Source organism: Eupransor demetentiae (assembly GCF_963930865.1).
GTDB classification, from domain to species: Bacteria; Bacillota; Bacilli; order Lactobacillales; family Lactobacillaceae; genus Eupransor; species Eupransor demetentiae.
Genome location: NZ_CAWVOH010000002.1, coordinates 193,684 through 217,651, shown reverse-complemented (window position 1 = coordinate 217,651; position 23,968 = coordinate 193,684). Strand labels below are relative to the sequence as shown.

Here is a 23,968-nt window from a genome sequence, read left to right as displayed (position 1 = left end):
TTTTTGTAAAACCCATTATAGCATGAAATATTATTCATGATTTTTCACAAATAAAAAAGACCCCAATGGTCTTTCTTTTTACTTATTCAAGAACTTAGTAATGGCAGCGCCAAGACGCTTCATTCCTTCGCGAATGGTGTCATCATCAACGTTTGAGAAGTTCAAGCGCATCGTACCTGATTCGCTTTCGCCAGCGTAGAATGGATCACCCGGAACAAATGCAACCCCCTGCTTGATGCAGGCATCGAACAATGCTTGCGTGTCGATATCACCAGGAATCTGGCACCAGATAAACATTCCACCTTCAGGATTTGAATGCTTAACACCAGCTGGGAATTCACTTTCAATCAAGGACTGCATCAATTCGAAGCGGTGTTGGTAAAGCTTTGAAATCTTGGCAATGTGGGCATCCACATCGTTGTGAGCCAAGTAATCAGCAACCAAGTACTGGCTGAAGTTGTCAGAATGCAAGTCAGCAATCTGCTTCATGATGGTAAAGGTCTTAATGAAGCCCTCATCGGCAACCACAAAGCCCAAACGGAAACCAGGGGCCAAGATCTTTGAGAAGGATGACATGTAGATAACATTGCCAGTCTTATCAAAGTGCTTCAATGGTGGCACAGCTTTACCAGAGTAACGAATTGCCCCGTATGGGTCATCTTCCAAAACTGGTACGCCGTACTTATCGGCCAACTTAACGAACTGTTCACGGCGTTCAACAGGCATGGTACGGCCAGTTGGGTTTTGGAAAGTTGGGATAGTATAAATCAACTTGGCTTCTGGATGGGCCTTCAAGGCTTCTTCCAAGGCATCCATCTTCATCCCATCATCGTCCATGGCAACCGTAACAATCTTAGCGCCGAAAGACTTGAAAGCATCAACCGTACAAAGATACGTTGGGGCTTCAACCAAAACAGTGTCACCGTCATTGATGAACATCTTGGCAATCTGTTCAATTGCCTGTTCAGAACCAGTTGTTACGGCAATGTTTTCCACAGCACCTTCAACCTGGCGGGGCTTCAAGAAATTACGGATAATTTCTTCGCGCAAAGCTGGCAAACCAGCTGCACCACCGTATTGCAAGGCCTGTGCTCCGTGTTCATCAAAAACACGGTTGGCTGAGGCGCGGAAGTCCTCAACTGGGAACAATTCAGCGGCGGGCAAGCCACCCGCCAAAGAAATGACCTTAGGATCAGCGGCTGCTGCAAGAATTGCGCCGGTCGCGTCATTATCAGTATTGGGAACGTGCTTAGAATAGTTAAACTTCATCGAGATTACCCGCCTTCTATCAATTAGTATAGGCTTATTATAAACTTTTTCTCATTAATTTCAAATTTTATTTTAAAAGAAAAAGAACCGCCGTAGCGATTCTTTTTAATAACAATTTTACTGACGAACAATCAAAGCAGAAATCTTTGAGTTACGTGCAATATAAGCAGCTTGTGATCCGATTGAAGACCAGAAACCTTCGTGTGAATGGGCACCGACGACAATCAAGTCAGCTTCCACGCGTGGTGAAATTTCGTCAACCAAAATTTCACCAGCCTTGGCACCGTCATCAAAGACAGTTTCAACATGGCTCACACCACGTTCTTTAGCGTAATTAGCATACTTGACCAAGTTGGCTTCAAGTTCTGCCCGCTTTTCCTTGATAACATCCAAGTGCAAAGCATCGATGGCAGACAAGTCACCCATTTCCAAAATTGTGGCAATGATCAATTGAGAATCATCTTCACGAGCTTGGTGAATAGCATTTGTCAAAGCATAGTAACCTTGTTCGGATTCGTCAACGCCGACCAAAATACGCTTGAATTGTTTTGGTTCGATATCTAATGATAATTCAGCCATGATTTTCTCCTATACTAATTAAAACAAACCAAATTGGCTACCAACTAGGTAAATGTTAATGATAGTTAAACCAACAAAGCAAATCCAACCAGTCCACTTAACCCAAGCTGAGTTAGCAAACTCACCCATGATTTTCTTAGAAGAAGTGAAGTAAATCAACGGTGCCATTGAGAATGGCAAAACGACTGACAAGGCAACCTGGGTTGATTGAATCAATTGATCCAAATGAGCTTCGTTACCACCATAATAGATGGTAACAGCCAAAACAGGGGCAATTGCGATACCACGAGTAATCACACGACGAAGCCACATAGGAATCTTAAAGTGCAAGAAACCTTCCATGATGATTTCACCGGTAAGGGTACCCGTAATCGTTGAGTTTTGACCAGAAGCTAACAAAGCCAAGGCAAACAAGGTTGACAAGAATGGTGAAGCAATCGCACCCGCAATATTGCGGTTGTTCAAAGCATCGTACAATTCGTGGAAGCCTTGCAATTCACCAGCATGCCCGAAGAAGAGGGCAGCACCAACAATCAAAAGCATTGAGTTAATGAAGAAGGCCAAAGTCAACTGAATGTTTGAATCCCAAGCCATCAAACGAACCGCATCCTTAACGGCTGCGGGGTTACTGTGATCAACCTTACGAGTCTGTGAAATTGATGAGTGTAGGTAAAGGTTGTGGGGCATGACCGTGGCACCAATAATACCAGCGGTCATCACAATTGGCGAATCCAATCCATGCAAACCTTGACCATCCAAGGTCTTTGGTCGAGGCACGTAGTTTCCCAAAATTGCCATCCAGTCAGGACGTGACAAAGCAGTCAAGTAAACAAAGACGACCAGAATAGTCAAAATCAATGTCGCAACAATCGCTTCAATCTTACGGAAACCGAACTTCATCAAGAGAAGCAAAATGATAACGTCAAAGGCAGTCAAGAAGACCGTCACCAAAAGTGGCCAACCGAACAGCAATGACAAGGCAATGGCACCACCGACAACTTCGGCGATATCCGTACATACCAAAGCAATTTCGGTAATCAACCAAAGGAAAATACGACCAGCCTTGTTGGTTCGGTTTCCAGTTGCCTGGGCCAAATCTTCTTGCTTAACGATTCCAAGCTTACCAGCCATATACTGCAAAAGCATGGCAATCAAAGATGAAATCAAGATAACTGATAGTAACAAGTAGTGGTATGCGGCACCACCCATAATTGATGTAACCCAATTACCGGGATCCATGTAACCAACAGCAACCAAGGCCCCTGGTCCAGAGAAAGCTAACAAGCGCTTCCAAAATGGTGCGCCCATGGGTGGAACCGAAACAGTTCCGTTAACTTCCTGCAAACTCTTTTCGCCCGTATGCTCAATTAGTGAATGATGCTTATGGGGCTTATGTTCTTGATATTTTTCTTCGCGAGAAGTTGAATTATCCATATATTCTCTCCTTTAGGAATCAATCCTCAAGAGAAAAATAGTCAGAATATGCGCAAAAAAGCATAGAAAAAACCACAACAAAAAATTGTGTGGAATCATCCCTTTAAAGTGCTAAATAATTTTCATAAAGATTTTCATTCAACTTGGCTGTTGAAAGCTTATGAAAGCTACTTAACCCGACGATTTCTCTCTGAGTCCACCTATAATATTACACAAGAAATAAACGCCGTCAAGCCTTAATTTATCAGGTGTTAACCACCTTTTCACAAAGGCACCGACGGCGCTTATTTATACAGTTATATTAAAGAAATATTACAACGAAACAAATTTGAAATATTTTCAAGAACTTCAAATTCGGTTACATTCTTCGTCGGTTTGCTCACTTTCAATCTGAATCGTAACGTGGGCGATATGGTAGTGCTCGCGCAAATCCTTCGTGATTTTATCGAGCAAAGCTTGCTGCTGATGCATGTCTTTGATGGCCAAATGAACCGTCAAGGCCGCTTCAGTTGTTGACAAAGGCCAGATGTGGAGATCGTGAACTTTTGAAACGCCTGCCAGCCCTTCCAAATATTCCAGCACTGCCTTTTCATCGACCGTATCCGGAACCCCGTTCAGAGCGAGGTTAAAGGTTGATTTCATAACGTCCCATGATGAAATCAGGATAACCACCCCAATGATCATCGAAACAATCGGATCAATGATTTGCCAGCCTGTAATCTGAATCAACCAACCAGCGATGATGACCCCAATTGAAACCGCTGCATCCGAAAGCAAATGCAGATAGGCCGTCTTGGCATTTAAATCCTGGCCATGGGTGTGGCCGTGTTCGTCCGGCGTTCCCGAAGCCTTGAAAAGCATGGCCGTTGAAAAGTTCACGACGATTCCAACTGCAGCAACAATTGTCACCAACCAGCCCTTTGTGTGTTCTGGATTTGCTAGGAATAAATCACGGATTCCTTCATAGAAAATCAGGGCCACAGCAAAAAGCAAGAGCAAGGCGTTAAAGATGCTGGCCAGAATTGACACGTTATGCCAACCATAGGTGTGTTGACGGGTGGCGCGTAGACCAAAAACAAGGACCGCTAACCAGGCAATCACCAGTGCTAAAACATCTGAAAGATTATGAAAGGCATCGGCAAACAGTGCCGTTGAATGGGCCAACTGTGACAGGACTAATTCAGACAGAACGAAAATTAAGTTTAATGAAATACCAACAATGTAGGGCATTTGACGCATCTCTCCGGCGTCATGTGCATGATGTGACATATACTACCTCCAAAGCCATCATATCACAATCGTTTTTTCCTGAGCAGCAAAAAAGCCGGTCTAACCGGCTTTTAAGCTATTTCAATTCTTGGAAAAATTCACCCGCATCCCCAATCACTTGCTCCACCGCAAAGGGTGTATCAATGTGTTCGAGGTTGACGGCCATAATTTGGGCATTCGGATTAGCGTATTGCAGCAAGCCTGCAAAGGGGTAAACCCGGAAGCTCGTGCCGACCACTACCAGCAAATCCGCATCCGCAACCCACTGCGCCGACTTATCGACATCAAAGGGCATTTCTTCGTAGAAGGTAATGTTGGGTCGCAACTTCGCATGGTCACTAGCCCGGTACATCGACTTCAAGTATTCCCGATAGTCCGTTCGTGGCCCATCAAAACCATCAACCGGTGCATAAATATCGTAAAGTGAACCGTGAAAACGGATTAGGCGCTCTACCGGCGTTTGGGCCTTCACATGCAAATCATCGACGTTTTGCGTAATGATTTTTGCTTTTCCTGCTTGGCATAACTGGGCCATTTTCTCGTGGATAACATTGGGTTTCGCGTCCGGAAAGTACATATTATCCTTCATGAACTGGTACTGCTTTTCCGGCTCACGAGCAAAGGCCGTCGCGGAAAGCAAGTATTCTGGCTGCATGGTCACCCCGTTATAAATGCCGTTTTTTGAGCGGTAATCTGGAATGCCAGATAGGGTGGAAACCCCTGCCCCTGTCATGAAAACAATCTTTTGGGCTTGATCAAATTTGGCTTGAATTTCGGGTGTGACGAGCATGAATTACTTCCTTTCGATGTATGGTAGTGCTAATTTCTTAAACAAATCAACCGTTGGTAAGGCATAGAGTTCCTTGAAGAACTTGGCTGACTCCGCCTTATCGGCTGGCGGCGTGATAACAAAGGAATTCTGCTGATCGTTTTTGAAGAGTCCGACAAAGGCTGTTTGACCCGTGCGGTAATCATACATTTGCGTATGGAAAATATCAAAAAGTTGGCGAACAGGCTGCTTAAGCTGGCGTTCTGACAAAACTGAAGTCAAGGTCACGTACTGACGGGCATTGACTGTTGGTAAGTGCCAGCCATCCAGCGTTTTATCGACAGCATCAAAAACCCGTACCATTTGGCTGCGAATCTGACGCGATTGCTTTAAGTCAGCAGCAAAGATTGGTTCAACGATTTCCTTAGCCGCTTGATAGGCCAAAGGGTAGTTCTTTTGCAGTGTTGCAAGAAGATTGTCAGAATTTTCAGCATTGTGGGCAAAGACCAAGGCGTCCATCACGACTAACAAGCGCCAGAGGCTCTCACTGTCCGGCTGGTCATCTTCTAAGCTCAATTCTTCCACGCCTGCCTGATAAGCCTTCACCGTGTCCGCCGTGATAATGCCCTGCTTAGCCAATTCCTGGTAAGAAATCGCATGAACAACCGTACGGTGCATCCGTGTGGCAATCTGAATCAACTGCTGGTCGAGGCCCTCGTCTTTGAAAGTCAAAGCGAAGAAGATTTGCGGCGTAATGCCGTTAAAGGAAAGCAGCATCTTGAGCAGTTCGTTTCCCAGCAAGAAATCCGCTTCCGTTGAATCTGGTAATTCTAGCAAAATCCGGTCAGCAAGCGCCGACTGACGAACCCGGTCCAAGTGAATTTTGCCATCATGGTCGTCGCCAACACGGGTCATCACCGTTCCTGGATAAGTTTGATTGACCTGCTCCAAAAGTTGCTCAATCTTCTTCTGCATTGATTCTTATCTCCTTTAGTAATTTTGCGGCCAGTTCAGAATCGACCTGTTCCGCTTTTTTCAAACCCTTTACCATCGCTGCCAGTTCGTCTTCGCGAGCGCCGACCGAAACGGCTAAGGCGCGGTACTGCATCCGCATGTGTCCCCTTTGAATTCCTTCGCCAGCAAGGGCCTTTAGAGCAGCTAAATTCTGAGCTAAACCAACGCCAGCAATCAATGCTCGCAGTTCATCGACCGAAGGTTGTTTCAATAATTGTAGGGAGCGACGAGCCTGGGGCATCGCGGAAATTGAACCACCCACTGTTCCGACATTGACTGGCAAAGTGAGAGTGCCTCGCAAAACCTTGGCATCGTCATCGGTCACCCAGGATGACAGTGAACGATACTGCCCGGAAGAACTGGCATAGGCGTGTCCTGCGGCCTCCAAAGCACGCCAGTCATTTCCCGTTGCCAAAGCAACGCCAGCAACACCGTTATAAATCCCCTTATTTTCAGTTACGGCTCGCTCGGGGTCCAATTGGCCAATTGCCGAAAGTTTAGCCATCTTGTGGGCTTTCTTTCGGCTTCCAAGATCACTATAGGCTACTTCGCCAGTTACTGTGACCAATTGTCCGAGTCCGGAGTTCGATAATATAGCGGTAACAATTTCCTTAGCAAAGGGTTCGAAGACCTCTTTTTCCGCTTCCAAAATCGTGTTCACGATATTGGCCCCCATTGCCGCCTGCGTGTCGATCGCAAAGTCAACTGATGCGGTTCCGACCCGCAAATCGCGCGCACTGACCTTCAATAAACCACCACCACGGCGGTAAATTGATGGACGAGCCGCCTTCGCTTTCGCGAAAATCTCTTCTTCATGTTCCGCCACAAAAGCTTCCAGTTCGGCGAAATCAACGCCAGCAAAGAGCAATTGTCCCGTGGTATAGGCCTGTTCGGGCACGATAGCTTTAATACCGCCCTGCTTGGCCAACATGCGATTACCGTTATTGGCGGCAGCTACAACAGAGGGTTCTTCGGTTGCCAGTGGAAGTTGATACTCTTTTCCATCTAGTAGAAAATTACGCACAATCCCCAGTGGCACTCGAAAATCAGTGACATAATTTTCAATCAGCAAGGCATTGTCCGCCGACTGGTCAAGGAAAAACTCGGCCTGTTCATCTTCTGATAAATCCATGGCACGAATGCGGCCCTGCGGGCTAAGTTGGTAGAATTTTTTATCCATAATTAATTCATTTTTTCAGCAATAATGCCTTCGCGAACGCCCGATTCAGAGAAAATGACTGAGGGAGCGTTCAAAATCTTCATCAAGTTCAAAAGTGGCAAAAGGCCAGAAACGATGATGTCAGCACGCGACTTCTCCAAACCAGCAATCTTTTCACGGCCAGCACGGTCGGTGTGAGAAATCTTGTTAAAGAGGTGACGGACCATCTCCTGTGACATTTCATAGCCGTGGATTTGGCCGACTTCACGTTCACCAGCGAAAGTGCGGGCAATCCGGGCCAAAGAACGATTGGCACCACCCAAAAGGATGACGGGCTGGCCATTGAATTCACCTAACCAACCTAAGTCTTGGTACTGCTTTGAAATCGACTGGCAAGCTTCGTCAACTTTACTTTCTTCAACACGATTAGCCAGATGGTACTTTTCAGAAAGATTCACCGCCCCAAAAGGCAGAGAAACCTCGTGAAGGGAGTTCCGTTTCTTGAAACCGATCAGCTCCACTGAGGCCCCACCGGTATCGAGGATGACGCCGTCTTCAATTTTAGGCAGCGCCTTCATAACTCCTAAGTAATCATAGTGGGCTTCCTGCTGGCCAGTTAGCACCTGCAGTTGAATGCCCACTTCTTTTTTGACGCGGTCCAAAAATTCAGACTGATTGCGCGCAGTCCGCACGGCAGCCGTTGTAATGGCACGCAGTTCAACGTCGCCATATTGGTCAATCGTCTTTTTGAATTGTGCCAAAACCTTGATAGTGCGAGCCATCGGTTCCGGCTTCAACGTGAGTTCAGGTCCCATATTTTGAGAAATCCGAGTATCCTGCTTTTCACGTCGTAATTCGGTGTAGGTTCCATCAGCATGCAAATCTTCGACGACCATTCTTGTGGAATTACTACCTAAATCAATTATTGCTAGATATGCCATCCGTGCACGGTTCCTTGCTTTTCTTTTTAGTATAACATGAAATAAAACTAGCAAAAAAGCGCTTTAGAGCGCCTTTTCTTTATTCATCTTCATATGCTGAAGTTTCAAGATTTTCTTTGATTAGTTGCAAATTCTGACGAGCAATTCCTAGACCATAGGACGGCACGTTACCACCAAATTGAGAGCCCGTTTCCTTAGCTTCCAAATCCAGTTCGGAACGAATCTTATTGGTAACCCGCTGCTTTTCCTTCTTAGGGACCATCTGGTAGGCAATCTGGTTATAAGTATCCAGCTTTCCTTGGAGCTTGTCAGATTCTTGGTCACCTGCTGCCTTACGGTAATGGAGCATAATCTTCATGGCGTTGTTGAAGGAAATGTCGGTTTCAACATTCTTCGACAAGGTCTGGATGAACTTTGGATTAGCCAAGGTTGTTCCCTTAACGGCCTTCTTCATCAAAGCCTTCAAAACCAAACGCTGACGAAGCTGACGACCATAGTCACCGTCAGGATCATCGTAACGCATACGAGAGAAGGCCAAAGCGGCATCGCCATCCATCGTGTGCTTAGTCTTCGACCAAGTCTTACCATTATCTGACGAATACTCGTAAGCGGTACTGCCCTTATGGAAGCGGTACAAATCTGGTCCGTAAGCATGGGCCGTTTCTTGGCTGTACTTAAATGAAAGTGGTGATTCAACTGAAACGCCACCAACTTGATCAACCAAGCTTTCCAAGCCCTTCATGTTAACCAAGGCATAGAAATCAATCGGCACGTTCAAGTAATCCTGTACGGTCTGGATACTTGCACCCAAACCACCAATTGGGTAGGCTGCGTTCAACTTCTGTGGGAAGGTCTTCTCTGAACCAGCGATGGCGACCATGATATCACGTGGGATAGAAGTCATCGTGACCTTCTTGTCCTTAGGGTTAACCGTGACAATCATCATCGAATCGGTCAAACCGGTACGGTCACGGTGCAATTCACCGACATCCGTTCCGAGAACCAAGACGGAGAATGGCTTTCCATCCTTGATAACCTGGTCCACATCACGAGCCTTTGTCATCTTAGGCTGAACTTGCATGTGATCAATTGATGATTTATAAGCGAAGGCCAGGTAGGCCCCAAAAATCAAGAAGAAGGCCAGAATTGCAAGTAGAATGCGAATAATCCACTTTTTCTTCTTGGACTTAGGCTTACGAGGCTTCTTCCCCTTTGGTGCTGGCTTTGACTGGAATTCGTCCTGATGACGCGCAGCACGACTGTAGTGATTATCATCCATGAGAAAAATCTGCTCCCGGTTTATTAGTAGCACTATTATAACGTAAATCCATTGATAAGTAATCTTTCTGGCATAAATGAGCACGAAAAAAGCCCAGTTAACAACTGAGCTTTTTCTAGATATCAATCGGAAGCCAAGGCTTCGATTGTGTTCAATTTAGCGGCCTTTCGTGAAGGAATAAAGCTTGCAGCAAGCGTAATCAGCATTGAGATAGCGGCCGCTTCCACAACATTCCAAATCGAAATCCGGACAATATTATAAGTAATCAAATGGTAGAGCCACTTATTCATGAAGAACTCACCGACGTTTGCCAGCATAATTCCACAAAGAATAGCGATGCCACCCATAATCACCGCTTCATTAGTAAAGAGGCGACGAATGTCGGACTGACGAGCTCCCAGAGCACGCAAGACACCGATTTCTTTGGTACGTTCAGCAACCGACATAAAGGTCGTCACGATAATCATGATGGCTGAAACAAGCAATGAAATCAAGGAGATAGCGGCTAACAAGTAGGTTGCCAAGTTCGTAATGCGGTAAATGGCATCCAAAGTATCATTCATTGAAGCCGACGTGAAGGCGTCCTTGCCGTCAATCTTAACCTTGTTAATGTTGTTAACCGTTTCTTGAACATTGTTGGTCTTATCAATCTTGGCCACGGCATAGTTAGGCTGAGTAGAAGCACCATTTTCCTGGAGTTCCTTTTTGACTTCATCCAGTGAAGTACCGTAAACTTCGGCGGTTTGACCACCATCAGCAATACCAACAACCTTAAGGTCAGCCTTGACCGTAACCGGCTGACTGTCTGTGTCATAAGAAACGTATTCGACACTGACCGTCTTCCCGATAGCCTTCTTCCAATTATCGGAAATCTTTTGAGCCATTCCAATATCAATGACGATTTGGCCAGTTCCCGTTGGGATGTGCCCTTCCTTAATCAATGATGAGGAAATATTAGGACCCCATGAACGGAAAGTCCCACCGACCTTGACCTTGCCGTTTCCATAATCAAAACTAGCAGAATTCAAGAGGAAGGCTTCATAGACCTTTGAAACGTGCTTAACGCTAGCCAAACGGTTCAAGTATTGATCGTTTAGGGAAGCCTGGGCATAATTGGTACTCATGGCGTGCTGAGTATTCTTAATCTTCTCAACCGCCGTTAACTTCGTGTCCTGAGACAAGTTCTTGTAAACGGCAGGATAATCAGGGTTTGCCAGTTGACCGACCTGCTGATTAATATAAGACTTAACACCGTTACTCAAACCTAAGAATAGAATAACTGAGAAAACACCAATCGTGGATCCTAGAATAATCAGGAAGGACTGCAAGGCGTTATAACGCATGTGCTCAAAGGCCCAGCTCCAAATCGTCTTGTGACTCAAGTTACGCGAGTCCAAGCGATTAATCATCTTAGGAACTGGATAGGCCGGACGCAAACGCTTGTCATCCGCAATGTGCCCGTCTTCCATATAAAGGATACGACTACCATGGTTGGCCACTTCCTTTGAGTGGGTAACCATGATGACCAGCTTGCCTTCTTTGGCAATCTGCTCCAACAAAACCAAAACTTCATCAGTGTTCTTGGAATCAAGCGCACCAGTTGGCTCATCAGCAATAATAATATCGGGATCACCAGCAAGCGCACGTGCAATAGCAACACGCTGCTTTTGACCACCAGAAAGCTGAGATGGGTACTTATTAATATGTTCTTCCAAACCAACCTTACGGAGCAAGAGCTTAGCGCGTTCTTGCCGTTCCGTAGCCGTCAAATCCGTCATGTTCAATGAGGTCTCAACGTTTTGCAAGTTGGTTTGGTAGTTAATCAAGTTAAAACTTTGGAAAATGTAACCAACTGTCTTACGGCGATAAATATCCAATTGTTTAGGATTGTGGTGGTCCAAAACCTTGCCATTAACGCGCACTGAACCCTTAAAATTACGGTCCAGTCCACCGATAATGTTCATCAAAGTTGATTTTCCACCACCAGATTCACCCAAAATCGAGACAAATTCGCCCTTTTCCATGGCGAGATTAATCCCCTTAAGAACAGGGAATTCTTCCTTGCCCAAATAATAAGATTTAAATATCTGGTTTAACTCTAAAAATGCCATTAGCGACAATTGCTCACTTTCAGCGAATTAAATAACTAGCTTCAAAATTAATTGTACTAAAAAACTGGTACGTCTTTATCAGTACCAGTTAATTATAAACTAAACGTTATTTTTGTCAACAAAATTTAACACTACTGTAACATTGCTGTAACTTAGCGTTACAAAGTGATCAATATGTTATAAGAAGTCGACCTAATAAAAAACGCCGCAAGAGCGGCATTTTATGTAAATCATTGAAATGAATTAGCCGGCGATACCAACGATAGTGTCACCTGAGATACCGAAGCCAACCTTAGTAAATGAAGCGTTAGTCAACCAGTTACGGTGGCTAGGAGTTCCATTAGTGTACATGTTAGTTTCGTTGTACCATGCATCAACAACTGATGATGGGTTCCATCCGATAGCAACAACTTCAGGACCAGCGATTTGTTGGAAGTGACCAGTTGGCAAACCACCGTTTGCGGCACCTTCTTCAGCACGTGCTTGCGCAGTTGCAGCCAAGCTTGCATCGTAGCGAACTGGTGACAAACCAAGAGCGGCACGCTTTGCGTTCATTGCATCAACAATAACTTGGATTGATGAGCTTGCGCCAGCTGAGTAATCTTCAGTATTAGCAGCTTCTTGAGCAACAGCAGCTTGTGGTTGTGCTGATTCAGTGTTAGCAGTTTCGGCTGGCTTTGCAGCAACAACCTTAGATGCAGCAACGTCATCCTTAGATGAACCCTTAGCAACCTTCAAAGTTTCGCCAATCAAGATCAAATCCTTATCGGTAATCTTGTTAGCTGATGCCAAGGCGTTAGTAGTGGTGTTGTGATCAACAGCCAATTGTGACAAAGTGTCGCCAGCCTTAACAGTAATGTTGTCAGCAGAAGCAGTAGCGCTTGCACCAAAAATCGCGGCAGCACCGGCTGCAGTTGCCAAAACAGTTTTCTTAATAGTATCCATGAAAATTCACTCCAATTTGTTTTCTACTTTTCTATTTATATGTCCGACTTACAAGTTATCAACTCATCGGCCGAAACAATAAACTAATCATACCCAGGATTTATTTCAGCTAAATTGCTGTAATATTTCAATAGTGTTACTTTTATTACAGTAGTGTTACATAACTGTATAAATATTTTGATGGTATTTTTAATTTATAAAGAAAGTAGGAGTGAACCGTAGGTGAATCCGGCACCGAATCCAGTCAGCAAGACTTTTTTACCTGTTAAGTCTTTTTTCTGATTTAATTGGTCAAAGGCCATCGCAATTCCAGCAGACGAAGAATTACCATAATTTTCGACATTCGTGACAAATTTTGACATTGGTTGCTTAATTTTCTTAGCAATGACTTCAATCATTCGTAAATTTGCCTGATGCGGAATGAAATAATCAATATCATCCGCTTGCAATCCCTGTTCGGCTAAGAAAGATTCGATGTGTTCGGGCATCAAAGTAGTCACTTCAGAATAGACCTGGCTACCCTGCTGCACAAAGGCATCAATGGTTGGATAGTTGTCAGCAGAAATCTTCTTTAATGAAGGAATTCGTCCAGAATGAACCACTTCCGCATTTCCAATCGTCCTCATGGCTTCGGCCTGCACCTGATTCTGACCTTCCTCAGCTTTAAGGACAACGGCACCTGCTCCATCCCCAAAGAAGACAGTACTGGTACGGTCCTTGAAGTTCATCATTTTTGAGTTAACTTCGGCGGCGATTACCAAACCGTATTGGTAAGCACCTGAACGGAGGAACTTATCCGCCGTGGACAAACCGAAAACGAATCCCGAACAAGCGGTTGATAAGTCATAGGCCCAGGCTTTGTCAGCCTTAAGGTTACGCTGTACTAAAGCAGCCGTTGCGGGAGCCAAGCCATCTGGCGTAAAAGTCGTCACAATGATGAAGTCCAAGTCTGACGCCTTGATACCCGAATCCTTCAGTGCCCGTTCAGCAGCCTTGGTTGCCAAATCACTCGTGTTTTCACCTTGAAGGGAAACGTGCCGCTCCTTGATCCCCGTGTGACTCTGAATCCATTCATCTGAAGTATCGATAATCTTAGCGAGATCGTCGTTGGTCACGATATCGGCCGGGACATAGTGTCCACTGGCTAAAATTTTTGTTCCAAGCATAAACTTTCCTTCAACTATAGCTTTTCGGTCTCTTTGCTAAACCGTTGTTTCATATCATTTTAAAGGTATAAATTAATCTAACATAAAAAAAGCCACTCTGTGACTTTTCTTCTATTATATAGGTTAATTTTCCTGCAAGTCAGCTAAGCGCTTTTCAGTCGCTTCCAGCTTACTCTGCCAGTCAGCCAACTTTTCGCGTTCGGCAGCAACAACCTTTTCAGGCGCTGAATTAACGAACTTTTCGTTGCCAAGCTTTCCTTCGGCACGCTTAACTTCGCCTTGGAATCGCTTAACCTCACCCTGCAAACGGGTAATTTCAGCATCAATATCAATCAAACCAGCCAATGGCACGTAAATTTCCGCACCGGAAATCACTTGTGACATGGCCAACTTTGGTGCTTGTACATCAGCTGAAATCGTCAAAGACTTTGGATGTACAAAACGGTTGATGTAATCAACATTATCTTCAAAAATCTGCTTCAATTCAGGCTTCGTAATCTTGATTTGAAGGTCGATTTCCTTTGACATTGGCGCATTCGCTTCGGCACGAATGTTACGAACCGCAACAATCAAATCTTTCAAAGAACCAAAGGCTTCTTCGGCTTCTGGGTTTGACAAAGCATCGTTAACCTTTGGATAGGCTTGAATACCGAATTCGGCATCCTTACCAGCCTGTTGTGGCATTTCCTGCCAAATAGCTTCGGACATGAATGGCATAATTGGCTGCAAAAGACGCAAAGTTTGGTCCAAAACGTAGGCCAAAGTTTCTTGAACTGCTGTCTTGTCACCGTCGCCCTTCAAAGTTTCCTTGGTCATTTCGATGTACCAATCGGCAAAGTCAGACCAGATGAAGTTGTAAAGCTCACGTCCAGCTTCACCAAATTCAAACTTTTCGAAATTGCGCGTTACCTTAGCAACCACACTGTTCAAGCGGGACAAAATCCACTTGTCAGCAAGGGTCAAATCCTTTTGATCAGGAATCTGAGCCTTGGTGTCGTCGGCCAAGTTCATGATAACGTAACGAGCGGCGTTCCAAATCTTGTTAATGAAGTTCCAAGCGGCGTCCATCTTTTCATAAGTAAAGCGGACATCTTGACCTGGCGTTGAACCAGTTGCCAAAAACCAACGCAAAGCATCGGCCCCGTACTTTTCGATGACATCCATTGGATCCACACCGTTTCCAAGCGACTTGGACATCTTGCGGCCCTGTCCATCACGAATCAAACCGTGAATCAAAACGTTCTTAAATGGTCGTTCGCCGGTAAATTCCTTACCCTGGAACATCATACGAGCAACCCAGAAGAAAATAATGTCGTAGCCGGTTACCAAAGTATCGGTTGGATAGTAGCGCTTGAAGTCGCCATCCAAATCGTTGGGCCAACCCATGGTTGAAAATGGCCAAAGGGCAGATGAGAACCAAGTATCCAAAACATCGGGATCGCGTTCCCAGTCATCCCCCGGCGCCTTTTCACCAACATAAATTTCTTCCTGGTCAGTTCCCTTGTTCTTGTACCAGCCTGGAATTTGGTGTCCCCACCAAAGTTGACGAGAGATAACCCAGTCACGGATGTTTTCCATCCAGCGCGTGAAAGTATCTTCAAAACGTCCAGGAACGAAGTTAACCTTCCCTTCAGGGTCCTTTTGCATGTCCAAAGCTTGTTGGGCCAAAGGCTCCATTTTAACGAACCACTGCGTTGAAAGGCGCGATTCGATGGCAACCCCCGTACGTTCCGAGTGCCCAACGGAGTGGGTGTAAGGAACAACCTTGAGCATGTAGCCTTCTTTTTCAAGGTCGTCAGACATCGCCTTGCGAGCTTCGAAACGGTCCATTCCTTCGTACTTGCCAGCGTTGGCGTTCATGTGGGCATCTTCAGTCATCGTGTTGATGCGTTCCAAATCATGACGGTTTCCAACTTGGAAATCGTTTGGATCGTGGGCCGGCGTAATCTTTACCATTCCAGTTCCAAAGTCTTTTTCAACATATTCGTCGGCAATAATCGGAATTTCACGGTTGACCAAAGGCACCTTAACCGTCTTACCAATCAAATCCTTGTAGCGTTCATCCGTTGGATTAACGGCAACGGCCACATCCCCAAACATCGTTTCTGGACGAGTCGTCGCAATTTCAATATAATCTTTACCATCGTAAGTCGTACCATCAGTAAAGGGATACTTAACGTGGTAGAAAGCCCCTTCGTCATCTTGGTAAATCACTTCGATATCTGAAAGTGCCGTACGAGCCTGGGGATCCCAGTTGATGATGTACTCACCACGGTAAATCAAGCCCTTGTTGTACAAGTCGATGAAGACCTTGTTAACGGCGTCGTTCAAGCCCTTATCAAGGGTGAAACGTTCGCGATCATAGTCCAAAGAAAGGCCCAACTTCGCCCACTGTTGCTTGATAGTGGCAGCGTATTCGTTTTTCCAGTCCCAAACTTGTTCAACAAACTTTTCACGGCCAAGGTCGTAGCGGGAAATGCCTTCCTTGCGCAAACGTTGTTCAACCTTTGCCTGCGTAGCGATTCCGGCGTGATCCATTCCTGGCAACCAAAGCGTGTCAAAGCCTTGCATCCGCTTTTGACGGATAATCATGTCTTGCAAAGTCGTATCCCAGGCGTGACCCAAGTGCAACTTTCCAGTAACGTTTGGTGGTGGAATAACCACTGAATATGGTTCTGGTTCGTTACCCTGAATAGCCTTATTGGCTTCGGGGGCAAAAAGCTTATTGTCCAACCAGTGTTGGTAGCGTCCCTTTTCGACCGCAGTTGGGTCGTACTTTGTGGACATGTTTACGTCGCGCATGCTGTTTCCTCCTAAGTACAGGTGATAAAAAAAGCGCCCTAATCAATTAAGATTAGGACGCTTACACGTGGTACCACCTAAATTGCCATCTTGCGATGGCCACTTTAATATCTTATTCAAACACCTAGCAACCTTGGGTATTAACAGTACTGGTTCACACCGACCACCAGCTCGCTGAAACTGCGCCTACTTAATCCTCTAAGTTGCTTTAATAGTAACCAATTTAAGGCCAAGCGTCAAGAATTAATCCTCTTTCTTAGCGCCAGCTCGACGTGAACGCCATTCCGTGAAAATACCGACTAGAACAGCAACAGCGACGGCAATGGCAAAGGGCCACCATGGCAAGGATTTGCCGGCTGCTTTATCCTTCTTATCGTGCTTAATGGCAGCCTTAGGCGTCACTTGGGCTTTAGGACGATTCTTATTGGAAGCAGCCTTCCCAGCTGCACCGGCACCACCAGCTTGTGCATTTTCATTTTGCGCTTGTTCGGCAGCTTGGGCAGCCTTGGCACCCTCTTGAGCCTGATCTTCGCTGACCTTTCCACCATCAATAGTTGGTGCACCCGTAGCATCGAAAACGATGTCATAGAGGTAATCGCCACTATAACGAAAGGCTGGAATATTAACGGTCATGTGCCCAACGATTCGGTCCGTTAAATTATTCGTGTTAAAAGTATAAGTGATAACGCTCTTACCATCTGAAGTAGAGCGGGACAAAGAAGGCGTTTGGCCGTTAACTTGCAAAATGTTAACCGGGAAAAGTCCGTATTCTGCCGGCGTTTCAATTGAAAGCGTTACCTGATAATGATCACCAACAATGCGGGCAGACCCTGGTTTAACTGAGAACTGATCCGCCATTGAAGTGTCGTTCGTCCCGTTTTTCAAAGCCGTATAATTCAGGCTAAAAGAGTCATCCGCGGAGGCTGAATGAAAAATTCCAGCCATACCGCTGGCGATAACCACCGCCGCAACGGTCAAAATTTTCTTAAAATTCATGTTGATCTCCCAAAAGCAAAATAAGGTTAAATCACTATTTTATCAAGTGATAAAATCATTTTCAATCGAAAAAGACGCTCCCGCGCCTCTGTTTATCTTCATTCTATTGTTTCCTAGACCACTTTGCAAGTTCTTTCTAAAAAGGCTCTACACCAGTCTTACTTTAAAGTATGGTAAAATAGTCCTGTAAAGGGTGAAAGTGGTGGCTTCTAGCTCGCCCATCTAAAAGGAGAGAGTTTTGAATAAAAAAGGACTACTAATTGCTTTAGCAGCCGGCCTAGCTACTTTGGGCTTGTGCTTCGCCGTAGTTGCTCAGCCAACATTTTTTAATCATAATGAAAACACGAGTAAGGAAGTAAGCTCATCTTCAACGTCAAGTAAGAACGCTTCCTCTGATAAGAACAAGAATAATACGAAGGTTTCAAAGTCAGGCAGCATGGCAAGTGTAAATGGCAAGGGCGCAACAGCCTCAACAAATTCGAATACAGTCAGTGATAACGCAACTTATTACTTCAAGGGCGTCAACGTTCCAGCGAGCGTTACCTTGATTGACATCAACGGCAGCAATCCAATGGTGAAGTTCACTGCTCAAAACGGTTCAACTTCAACCTTCCAAGCCCAAGTTGGTGATGCCGGTTCGAAGAACATCCGCGTCTTTGCGCCCGGTAACAACGCTGTGAAAAACGTAACGGCTAGCACGCAAATCACCTTGACCAATCAGGTTGACGGTGTGGCTGCCAACCCTGATATTGCTAACGGTGTGCTTTACTTAGTTCCTGGTTCAAACGGTGCTAATTTGGCAACACCTAACTACGCTGGCAATACAAATGACTCAGAACGTGACGTTATGTTGGAGTTAGCGCAATAAATTAAGAAAAGATGTGGACTTAGTCCCATCTTTTTTATTACAATAATCATGAGAAGATGACAAACAACTGTCGTCATTTAATTTGATTAGTCTCAGACTTTTCAAATGGTAGAAACTGGAGGAAGTTAATATGAAGAAGAGCTCGATTTTACTCGGTAGTATCGGTGCCGTCGGGGGCTTGCTGGGCACATCCCTCGGAGCTGGAAAGCTTTATGCGATGAAGCAGAAGCGCTCCCTTCGCAGTTTAGGTGTGGAGAAGTTCTTAGAGACTTTCCAATATGGTCCCGACGTCTTTGACGAGGAGACCATGAAAAAGCAGTACAAGCTTAGCGAGTTACCTTATGATTTGCCTAAGGCAGTCACTAAGCGCTATGGTTTCCGCTGGATGAACAAGAAGGCGCAAATCATCGACCGTCCGAACAAGAGCGAATTCGTTGATCACACCATCTTTTATTTGCATGGCGGTTCTTACTGGGCTGATCCCAATAACTTCCAATTTAAGGCAGTTGCTACAATTGCTGATAAAACCGATGCTCGTGTCGTAATGCCCGTTTACCCTAAGGCACCAGCGCACCATGCAGAAGAAGTCATTAACATGGTCGTAAAGGCTTACGCAACGTTAGTTAAGACTGCCGAACCAAAGGACATCACTATTCTTGGTGATTCTGCTGGTGGTGGCCTCGCCCTTTCCCTTTGGGAAAAGATTCGAGAACTCGACCTTCCTCGTCCAGAAAACATCATCCTCTTTTCGCCATGGTTGGATCTCACGATGGAGAACCCCGCTTTAGTTGAATCACAAAAGTACGACTCAATGTTGAATGCTAAGGTACTTCGTGTGCAGGGGGAAATGTATGCCGGTGATCTCAAGGTAACCGATCCGTTAGTTTCACCACTAAAGGGTGACCTTTACGACTTACCCAAAATCACGATTTTCTCTGGAACGCACGACTTGCTTTACCCGGATGCGGAGAAATTTACTAAGTTGGCTCAGGAAAATAAACAAGACGTTGTCCTCAAGACCTTTGAAAGCCAAGGTCATGACTTCGCCTTCTTGCCAATTCCTGAAGCTCGCAAGGCTTTGAAGGAAGCCAGCGACATTATCTTAAATCAGTAACAAAAAAGACGCCTAGGCGTCTTTTTTTTTAGTGGGCAATTACGAGGGCAAAATCCCAGAAGCAATGCATGGCAACCCCGCCCCAAATTGATTTAGATAAGCGAACCGTCATATAGAGACCGGCGCCAATAATCATCGTACTGAAGACTTGAAGAAAGGCCTGTAAGAAGGGCGCACCGGCAATAACGTTAGGAAAGTGCCAGAGGCCAAAGAGCAGCAAGGACAGCAAGCAAGAAACCTGCTCGCTATAGCGCTTCCGAAATTCACTTAAAGCAAAACCACGAAAAACCGACTCCTCCGTCAAGCCAACAAAGAAGGTGCTTAAAAAGGCCATCCCCAAGCGCATGCCCGCCTGTCCACTCCAATTTTCAAGAATGGGCAAGAGATGATGATACAAATTCCAAGCAGCAAAGAGTAGCATGGCGGTCACGATTAGGCCGAAGATCACTTTAGTCGACCTATGCTGAATATCAGGCTGCTTTTGATAGACCTGCTCTACTCTACCCAACTTCGTCATAACGATAAAGAAGGCAAGGTAGGCCAACGCCATTGGCGCCAAAACGTGCCAGAAGATTGTTGTGGCAGAACGGAACATCGTATTATAACTGGCCACTGAAAATAGGTTAAAGAAACGAGAAAGACCCGTCCAAAGAATAGAGAGGCCAACCGTAATTAAGGCCACTTGATAGAATTTTAGCTCTGATTGCTTCATATGCTTCCCCAATGCTTAATTTCAAAAATAAAAGACGCCTAGGCGTCTTTTTTTATGATTCAATTCCAGTCGCCTGAAAAGCTTCACGCACCTGGCTAATGATTTCGTTAGATTTAGAATCGACAACGCGCTTACCCAAATCATTGAAATATTTCTTAACTTTATCATCCGACCAGCCGGCTTCACGCAAGGCAGCTTCTTGTTCGATGATTTCTTCCAAGTAACGGTGGTAAGTCCCAAGGTCGGTATCTAATGGCTCAGGAATACCGTAACGTTTGGCAAAAACGTGCTCCTTGTCATACTGCTTCAAGTTTCCCAACCAAGACAGGTCCATCTTGTCGGTCGAAAATTCACCACGCTTGGTATTGAAGTGCGTTTGCGAAGCCAATTCGCGCAAACCAGTCTGAATTTGGACAAACAGATAACGGGCTTCTTCAAAGTAGCCCGCAGTACGATCGTTGTACTGTTCCAACTTTTGCATCTTGTGAGTCAGCTTCTGTTCGGCCGCCTTATATTCCTGGTCGATTTCATCCCCCGCCTGGTTTTCCAGTTGAAGGGACTCTGCCATTAAGCGCATTTGCTTAACTTCGTTGACCTGCGTCCGGATTTCATCTTCGGCCAAGGAAACGTTAGCGACTTCATCTTGGTAAAGCTTGATGAAACGCTTATTTTGGCTAATAATTTCATCACACAAATTCTCTAAGCCGTGGGCCAAGGGATCATAAATCGTAATGGCGAAATCCTGGGCCGTTTTAACCGAAGGACCAACTTCTTCCTTCAAATCAGCAAAGTTTTGCAAACTTGCTCGCACCTGCTTAAGGTAACTTAGGACCTGCTGACAAACTTGGTTGCTTTGTTCAGCCTGCTTTTGGGCATCTTTTAAAATGTATCGTAAAGCCATGCTTCTTCCTTAATACTTCATAAAAGCGCGTTCAGCAAAGAGGCGCTGGAGTTTCTGTTCAAGGTCGTGTTGCTCCGCCTTAAGGGCGTCGCGCTCCTGTTCATAGGCCACACGCTTGTCACTCAAGGAGTGCAACATGTGTTCGTCCATCTTTTTGAAATAGGGACCGAGTTCGCTATCATCCTGCCAAGTTGTTTCCAAGCGGTTCATCAAATAGCGATGCTTCAAATTAACGTTGGCCATACTCTTAACGGCCTTCTTGAGAAAGGTCAAGCGCTGGTCAACTTCTTCTAAACGTTGGCGCACCTTTGCGATGCGGATACCAACTGCTTCTTGTTCTTCTTCTGCCATGGCTTATTGCTCCTGCCCCTTTTCTGCCGCTTCGCTAGCAACCTGACGGTCGTGGCGATAGGCAACGTTAACGTAGTGAATAAACTCCGTTAGCGAGGACTGGTACTGCTTTAAGGCCTGACTCATGTCAACTTGTGATTGAGCGGCTTGGCTAACAACGTGAACCGAAGACTTTTGATCAAAACTTTGCTGTGTTCGATCAATGCTCATTCGTTCAGCGGCCTTTTGAATATCCGCCAAACGTTCTTTTAAATGGTTTTGTTTAACCGCCATGGGCCACTCCTAAATTAATTGGGGCGCAGTGCCCCAAAGTTTATAGATTAAGATTAACACATTCTTGCTGGGGAACGAATGACATTTTGCTTATATTCTTTTAAGGAAAACCATTTATCGAAAAACTTGCATATTTTTTGAAATGTTATATAGTGAGTGAGTAATCACTTACCTAAAAAGGAGACAATTATGGCTTACATGATTGAAATGGAAAAAGTAGCAAAGTCCTTTGGCAAGCAAAAGGTGCTAAAAGACATTGATCTCACCTTAAGCCGGCATGAAATTCTCGGCCTAATCGGCCCTTCGGGAGCTGGTAAGTCCACGGCCATCAACGTCGCACTGGGTGTTGACCAGGCCGACAGTGGCAAAGCCGAGGTGTTGGGCAAGCAAATGCCTAACCGTGAATTGCTCGGTGACCTCGGCTACATGGCTCAATCCGATGCCTTGTACGAAGATTTAACCGCCTACGAGAATCTCAAGTTCTTCGCTGAAATGAAGGGCCTCGCTAAAGACGGTTTGGATGATGAAATCAAGCGGGTTTCCAACATCGTTAATCTGGGCGATGCCCTTTACAAGTATGTTGCTGGTTTTTCGGGTGGAATGAAGCGCCGACTATCGCTGGCCATCGCACTGCTGGGTAATCCTGAATTGCTTGTTTTGGATGAACCGACGGTTGGAATTGACCCAGCCTTGCGGCGCCAAATTTGGGCCGAACTCCACAAGATGCGCGATGAAGGCCATGCTATTCTTGTGACGACCCACGTCATGGATGAAGCAGAACTCGTTGACCGTGTTGCCCTTTTGATGGGTGGCAAGATCATCGCCAATGATAGCCCTAAGAAACTGGAAGAAGACTACGGTGTTCCCACCATTGAAGATGTCTTCTTGAAGGCTGAAGCAGAGGAGGAAAAGAAATGACACGTACATGGGCAATCGCTAAGCGAACTTTTATCGAATTAATCCGTGATAAGCGGACCCTGGCCATGATGCTATTAGCTCCGGTATTGATTTTGACCTTGGTTAACTATATTTTCTCAGTCAACACAACGACCAACGTTAAAATCGGAACAGTGCAAGTTGAACAGGCCCTTACTCAGCCGCTGGACAAGACGAAGCATGTTTCAACCAAGTCTTACGAATCAGATAGTGCGGCTAAGAAGGCCTTGAAGGACCAAAAAATTGACGCTGTTCTTACGCAAAAAGACAGCAAGCACTTCAATGTCTTGTACGCCAACACAGAGGCATCCAAGACCTCTCTCACGCGCGCAGCCTTGAATAGTGCCCTGATTCAAAACAAGATTGGTACGTTAAGCCAGGTTGCCACACAAGCCGTCATGCAAAACTCTAGTGAAGCTGCTGCCTTGAAGCAACAAACCAAGTTGTCAGAGTCATATAGCTATGGCGATAAGAACACCAACTTCTTCGCCTCGATTATGCCAATCTTCATCGCCTTCTTCGTCTTCATGTTCGTCTTTTTGATTTCAGGAATCTCGCTATTGAAGGAACGTACTAGTGGCACTTTGAGCCGTTTGCTAGCTACCCCTGTTCGTCGTTCTGAAATTATTTACGGCTACATGCTGTCCTACGGTATCCTTGCCGTCGTCATGACAGCGGTCATCGTCTTCTACTCAATCTTTGTCTTGAACATTCAGGTCGTTGGTTCGATCTGGAGCCTCTTTGCTATCAACATCGTCTTGGCTATGGTTGCTTTGGCCCTAGGACTGTTGATTTCAACCCTAGCTGCTTCAGAATTCCAGATGATTCAGTTCATTCCCCTTGTCATCGTTCCTCAAATCATTTTCTCAGGAATGATCCCATTGGATGGCATGGCAACCTGGGCCCAAGTCATCGGCGATATCTTGCCATTGAAGTATGCCGCCACCGCCATGCAAGGCGTTATCCTACACGGTGATACTTTCGTAAGAATTTTGCCACAACTTGGTATTCTCTTGATTTTCTTGGTAGTATTGTTAGCAGCAAACATTCGTGGCCTACGTCGCTACCGGAAGGTGTAAA

Annotated in this window: 22 protein-coding genes; 4 read left to right on the top strand and 18 right to left on the bottom strand. The window is 45.4% G+C overall.

The window, feature by feature from the left end:
• Positions 1-78: 78 nt before the first annotated feature.
• The 14 genes from ABSY64_RS05455 to ABSY64_RS05390 form a co-directional block, all read right to left on the bottom strand.
• Positions 79-1,269: an aminotransferase-like domain-containing protein gene (locus ABSY64_RS05455; protein WP_349642075.1), complete on the bottom strand. Its 1,191-nt coding sequence runs from the start codon at positions 1,267-1,269 to the stop codon at positions 79-81.
• A gap of 117 nt (positions 1,270-1,386) precedes the next feature.
• Complete coding sequence (locus ABSY64_RS05450; protein WP_349642074.1) at positions 1,387-1,848, bottom strand: universal stress protein; 462 nt, start codon at positions 1,846-1,848, stop codon at positions 1,387-1,389.
• 18 nt (positions 1,849-1,866) lie between these two features.
• Positions 1,867-3,282: an Nramp family divalent metal transporter gene (locus ABSY64_RS05445; RefSeq protein WP_349642073.1), complete on the bottom strand. Its 1,416-nt coding sequence runs from the start codon at positions 3,280-3,282 to the stop codon at positions 1,867-1,869.
• A gap of 348 nt (positions 3,283-3,630) precedes the next feature.
• The gene (locus ABSY64_RS05440) at positions 3,631-4,551 is read right to left on the bottom strand and encodes a cation diffusion facilitator family transporter (RefSeq protein WP_349642072.1); all 921 of its coding nucleotides are present in this window, start codon (positions 4,549-4,551) and stop codon (positions 3,631-3,633) included.
• 76 nt (positions 4,552-4,627) lie between these two features.
• Positions 4,628-5,341 carry an NAD-dependent protein deacylase gene (locus ABSY64_RS05435; protein ID WP_349642071.1) on the bottom strand — a complete coding sequence of 238 codons (714 nt, stop codon included), beginning with the start codon at positions 5,339-5,341 and terminating at the stop codon, positions 4,628-4,630.
• 3 nt (positions 5,342-5,344) lie between these two features.
• Positions 5,345-6,295, bottom strand: a complete 951-nt coding sequence (locus ABSY64_RS05430; RefSeq protein ID WP_349642070.1) for a nitrate ABC transporter ATPase — start codon at positions 6,293-6,295, stop codon at positions 5,345-5,347.
• Positions 6,279-7,514, bottom strand: coding sequence for a hydroxymethylglutaryl-CoA reductase, degradative (locus ABSY64_RS05425; protein ID WP_349642069.1), 1,236 nt, complete (start codon positions 7,512-7,514; stop codon positions 6,279-6,281). The genes ABSY64_RS05430 and ABSY64_RS05425 overlap by 17 nt, the downstream gene beginning before the upstream one ends.
• 2 nt (positions 7,515-7,516) lie before the next feature.
• Complete coding sequence (locus tag ABSY64_RS05420; protein ID WP_349642068.1) at positions 7,517-8,434, bottom strand: Ppx/GppA phosphatase family protein; 918 nt, start codon at positions 8,432-8,434, stop codon at positions 7,517-7,519.
• 79 nt (positions 8,435-8,513) lie between these two features.
• Complete coding sequence (locus tag ABSY64_RS05415; protein ID WP_349642067.1) at positions 8,514-9,713, bottom strand: LCP family protein; 1,200 nt, start codon at positions 9,711-9,713, stop codon at positions 8,514-8,516.
• A gap of 122 nt (positions 9,714-9,835) precedes the next feature.
• Positions 9,836-11,824, bottom strand: coding sequence for an ABC transporter ATP-binding protein/permease (locus ABSY64_RS05410; protein ID WP_349642066.1), 1,989 nt, complete (start codon positions 11,822-11,824; stop codon positions 9,836-9,838).
• A gap of 243 nt (positions 11,825-12,067) precedes the next feature.
• Positions 12,068-12,769, bottom strand: a complete 702-nt coding sequence (locus tag ABSY64_RS05405; protein ID WP_349642065.1) for a CAP domain-containing protein — start codon at positions 12,767-12,769, stop codon at positions 12,068-12,070.
• Between the two features lie 194 nt (positions 12,770-12,963).
• Positions 12,964-13,935: a beta-ketoacyl-ACP synthase III gene (locus tag ABSY64_RS05400; RefSeq protein ID WP_349642064.1), complete on the bottom strand. Its 972-nt coding sequence runs from the start codon at positions 13,933-13,935 to the stop codon at positions 12,964-12,966.
• 123 nt (positions 13,936-14,058) lie between these two features.
• Positions 14,059-16,737 (bottom strand): valine--tRNA ligase, encoded by a 2,679-nt coding sequence (locus tag ABSY64_RS05395; RefSeq protein WP_349642063.1) that lies wholly within the window; start codon positions 16,735-16,737, stop codon positions 14,059-14,061.
• Between the two features lie 243 nt (positions 16,738-16,980).
• Positions 16,981-17,733: an NEAT domain-containing protein gene (locus ABSY64_RS05390; protein ID WP_349642062.1), complete on the bottom strand. Its 753-nt coding sequence runs from the start codon at positions 17,731-17,733 to the stop codon at positions 16,981-16,983.
• A gap of 238 nt (positions 17,734-17,971) precedes the next feature.
• Between ABSY64_RS05390 and ABSY64_RS05385 the strand changes: the two genes are divergently transcribed.
• Positions 17,972-18,601 (top strand): hypothetical protein, encoded by a 630-nt coding sequence (locus tag ABSY64_RS05385; protein ID WP_349642061.1) that lies wholly within the window; start codon positions 17,972-17,974, stop codon positions 18,599-18,601.
• Positions 18,602-18,731: 130 nt separating this feature from the next.
• Entirely contained in the window at positions 18,732-19,715 is a 984-nt protein-coding gene (locus ABSY64_RS05380; RefSeq protein ID WP_349642060.1) for an alpha/beta hydrolase fold domain-containing protein, read from the top strand.
• A gap of 28 nt (positions 19,716-19,743) precedes the next feature.
• Here ABSY64_RS05380 and ABSY64_RS05375 read toward each other — a convergent pair whose 3' ends face one another.
• From ABSY64_RS05375 to ABSY64_RS05360, 4 genes are read right to left on the bottom strand one after another with little or no spacing between them, the layout of a single operon-like run.
• The gene (locus ABSY64_RS05375) at positions 19,744-20,427 is read right to left on the bottom strand and encodes a CPBP family intramembrane glutamic endopeptidase (protein ID WP_349642059.1); all 684 of its coding nucleotides are present in this window, start codon (positions 20,425-20,427) and stop codon (positions 19,744-19,746) included.
• 52 nt (positions 20,428-20,479) lie between these two features.
• On the bottom strand, positions 20,480-21,328 hold the full coding sequence (locus ABSY64_RS05370) for a hypothetical protein (RefSeq protein ID WP_349642058.1): 849 nt from the start codon (positions 21,326-21,328) through the stop codon (positions 20,480-20,482).
• 9 nt (positions 21,329-21,337) lie between these two features.
• A complete protein-coding gene (locus ABSY64_RS05365) occupies positions 21,338-21,679 on the bottom strand; it encodes a DUF3958 family protein (RefSeq protein WP_349642057.1) in 342 nt (113 codons plus the stop codon).
• Positions 21,680-21,682: 3 nt separating this feature from the next.
• Positions 21,683-21,952 carry a hypothetical protein gene (locus tag ABSY64_RS05360; RefSeq protein ID WP_349642056.1) on the bottom strand — a complete coding sequence of 90 codons (270 nt, stop codon included), beginning with the start codon at positions 21,950-21,952 and terminating at the stop codon, positions 21,683-21,685.
• A gap of 189 nt (positions 21,953-22,141) precedes the next feature.
• Between ABSY64_RS05360 and ABSY64_RS05355 the strand changes: the two genes are divergently transcribed.
• Both ABSY64_RS05355 and ABSY64_RS05350 read left to right on the top strand, forming a co-directional pair.
• On the top strand, positions 22,142-22,870 hold the full coding sequence (locus ABSY64_RS05355; RefSeq protein ID WP_349642055.1) for an ABC transporter ATP-binding protein: 729 nt from the start codon (positions 22,142-22,144) through the stop codon (positions 22,868-22,870).
• Positions 22,867-23,967 (top strand): ABC transporter permease, encoded by a 1,101-nt coding sequence (locus ABSY64_RS05350; RefSeq protein ID WP_349642054.1) that lies wholly within the window; start codon positions 22,867-22,869, stop codon positions 23,965-23,967. The genes ABSY64_RS05355 and ABSY64_RS05350 overlap by 4 nt, the downstream gene beginning before the upstream one ends.
• Position 23,968 lies beyond the last annotated feature (1 nt).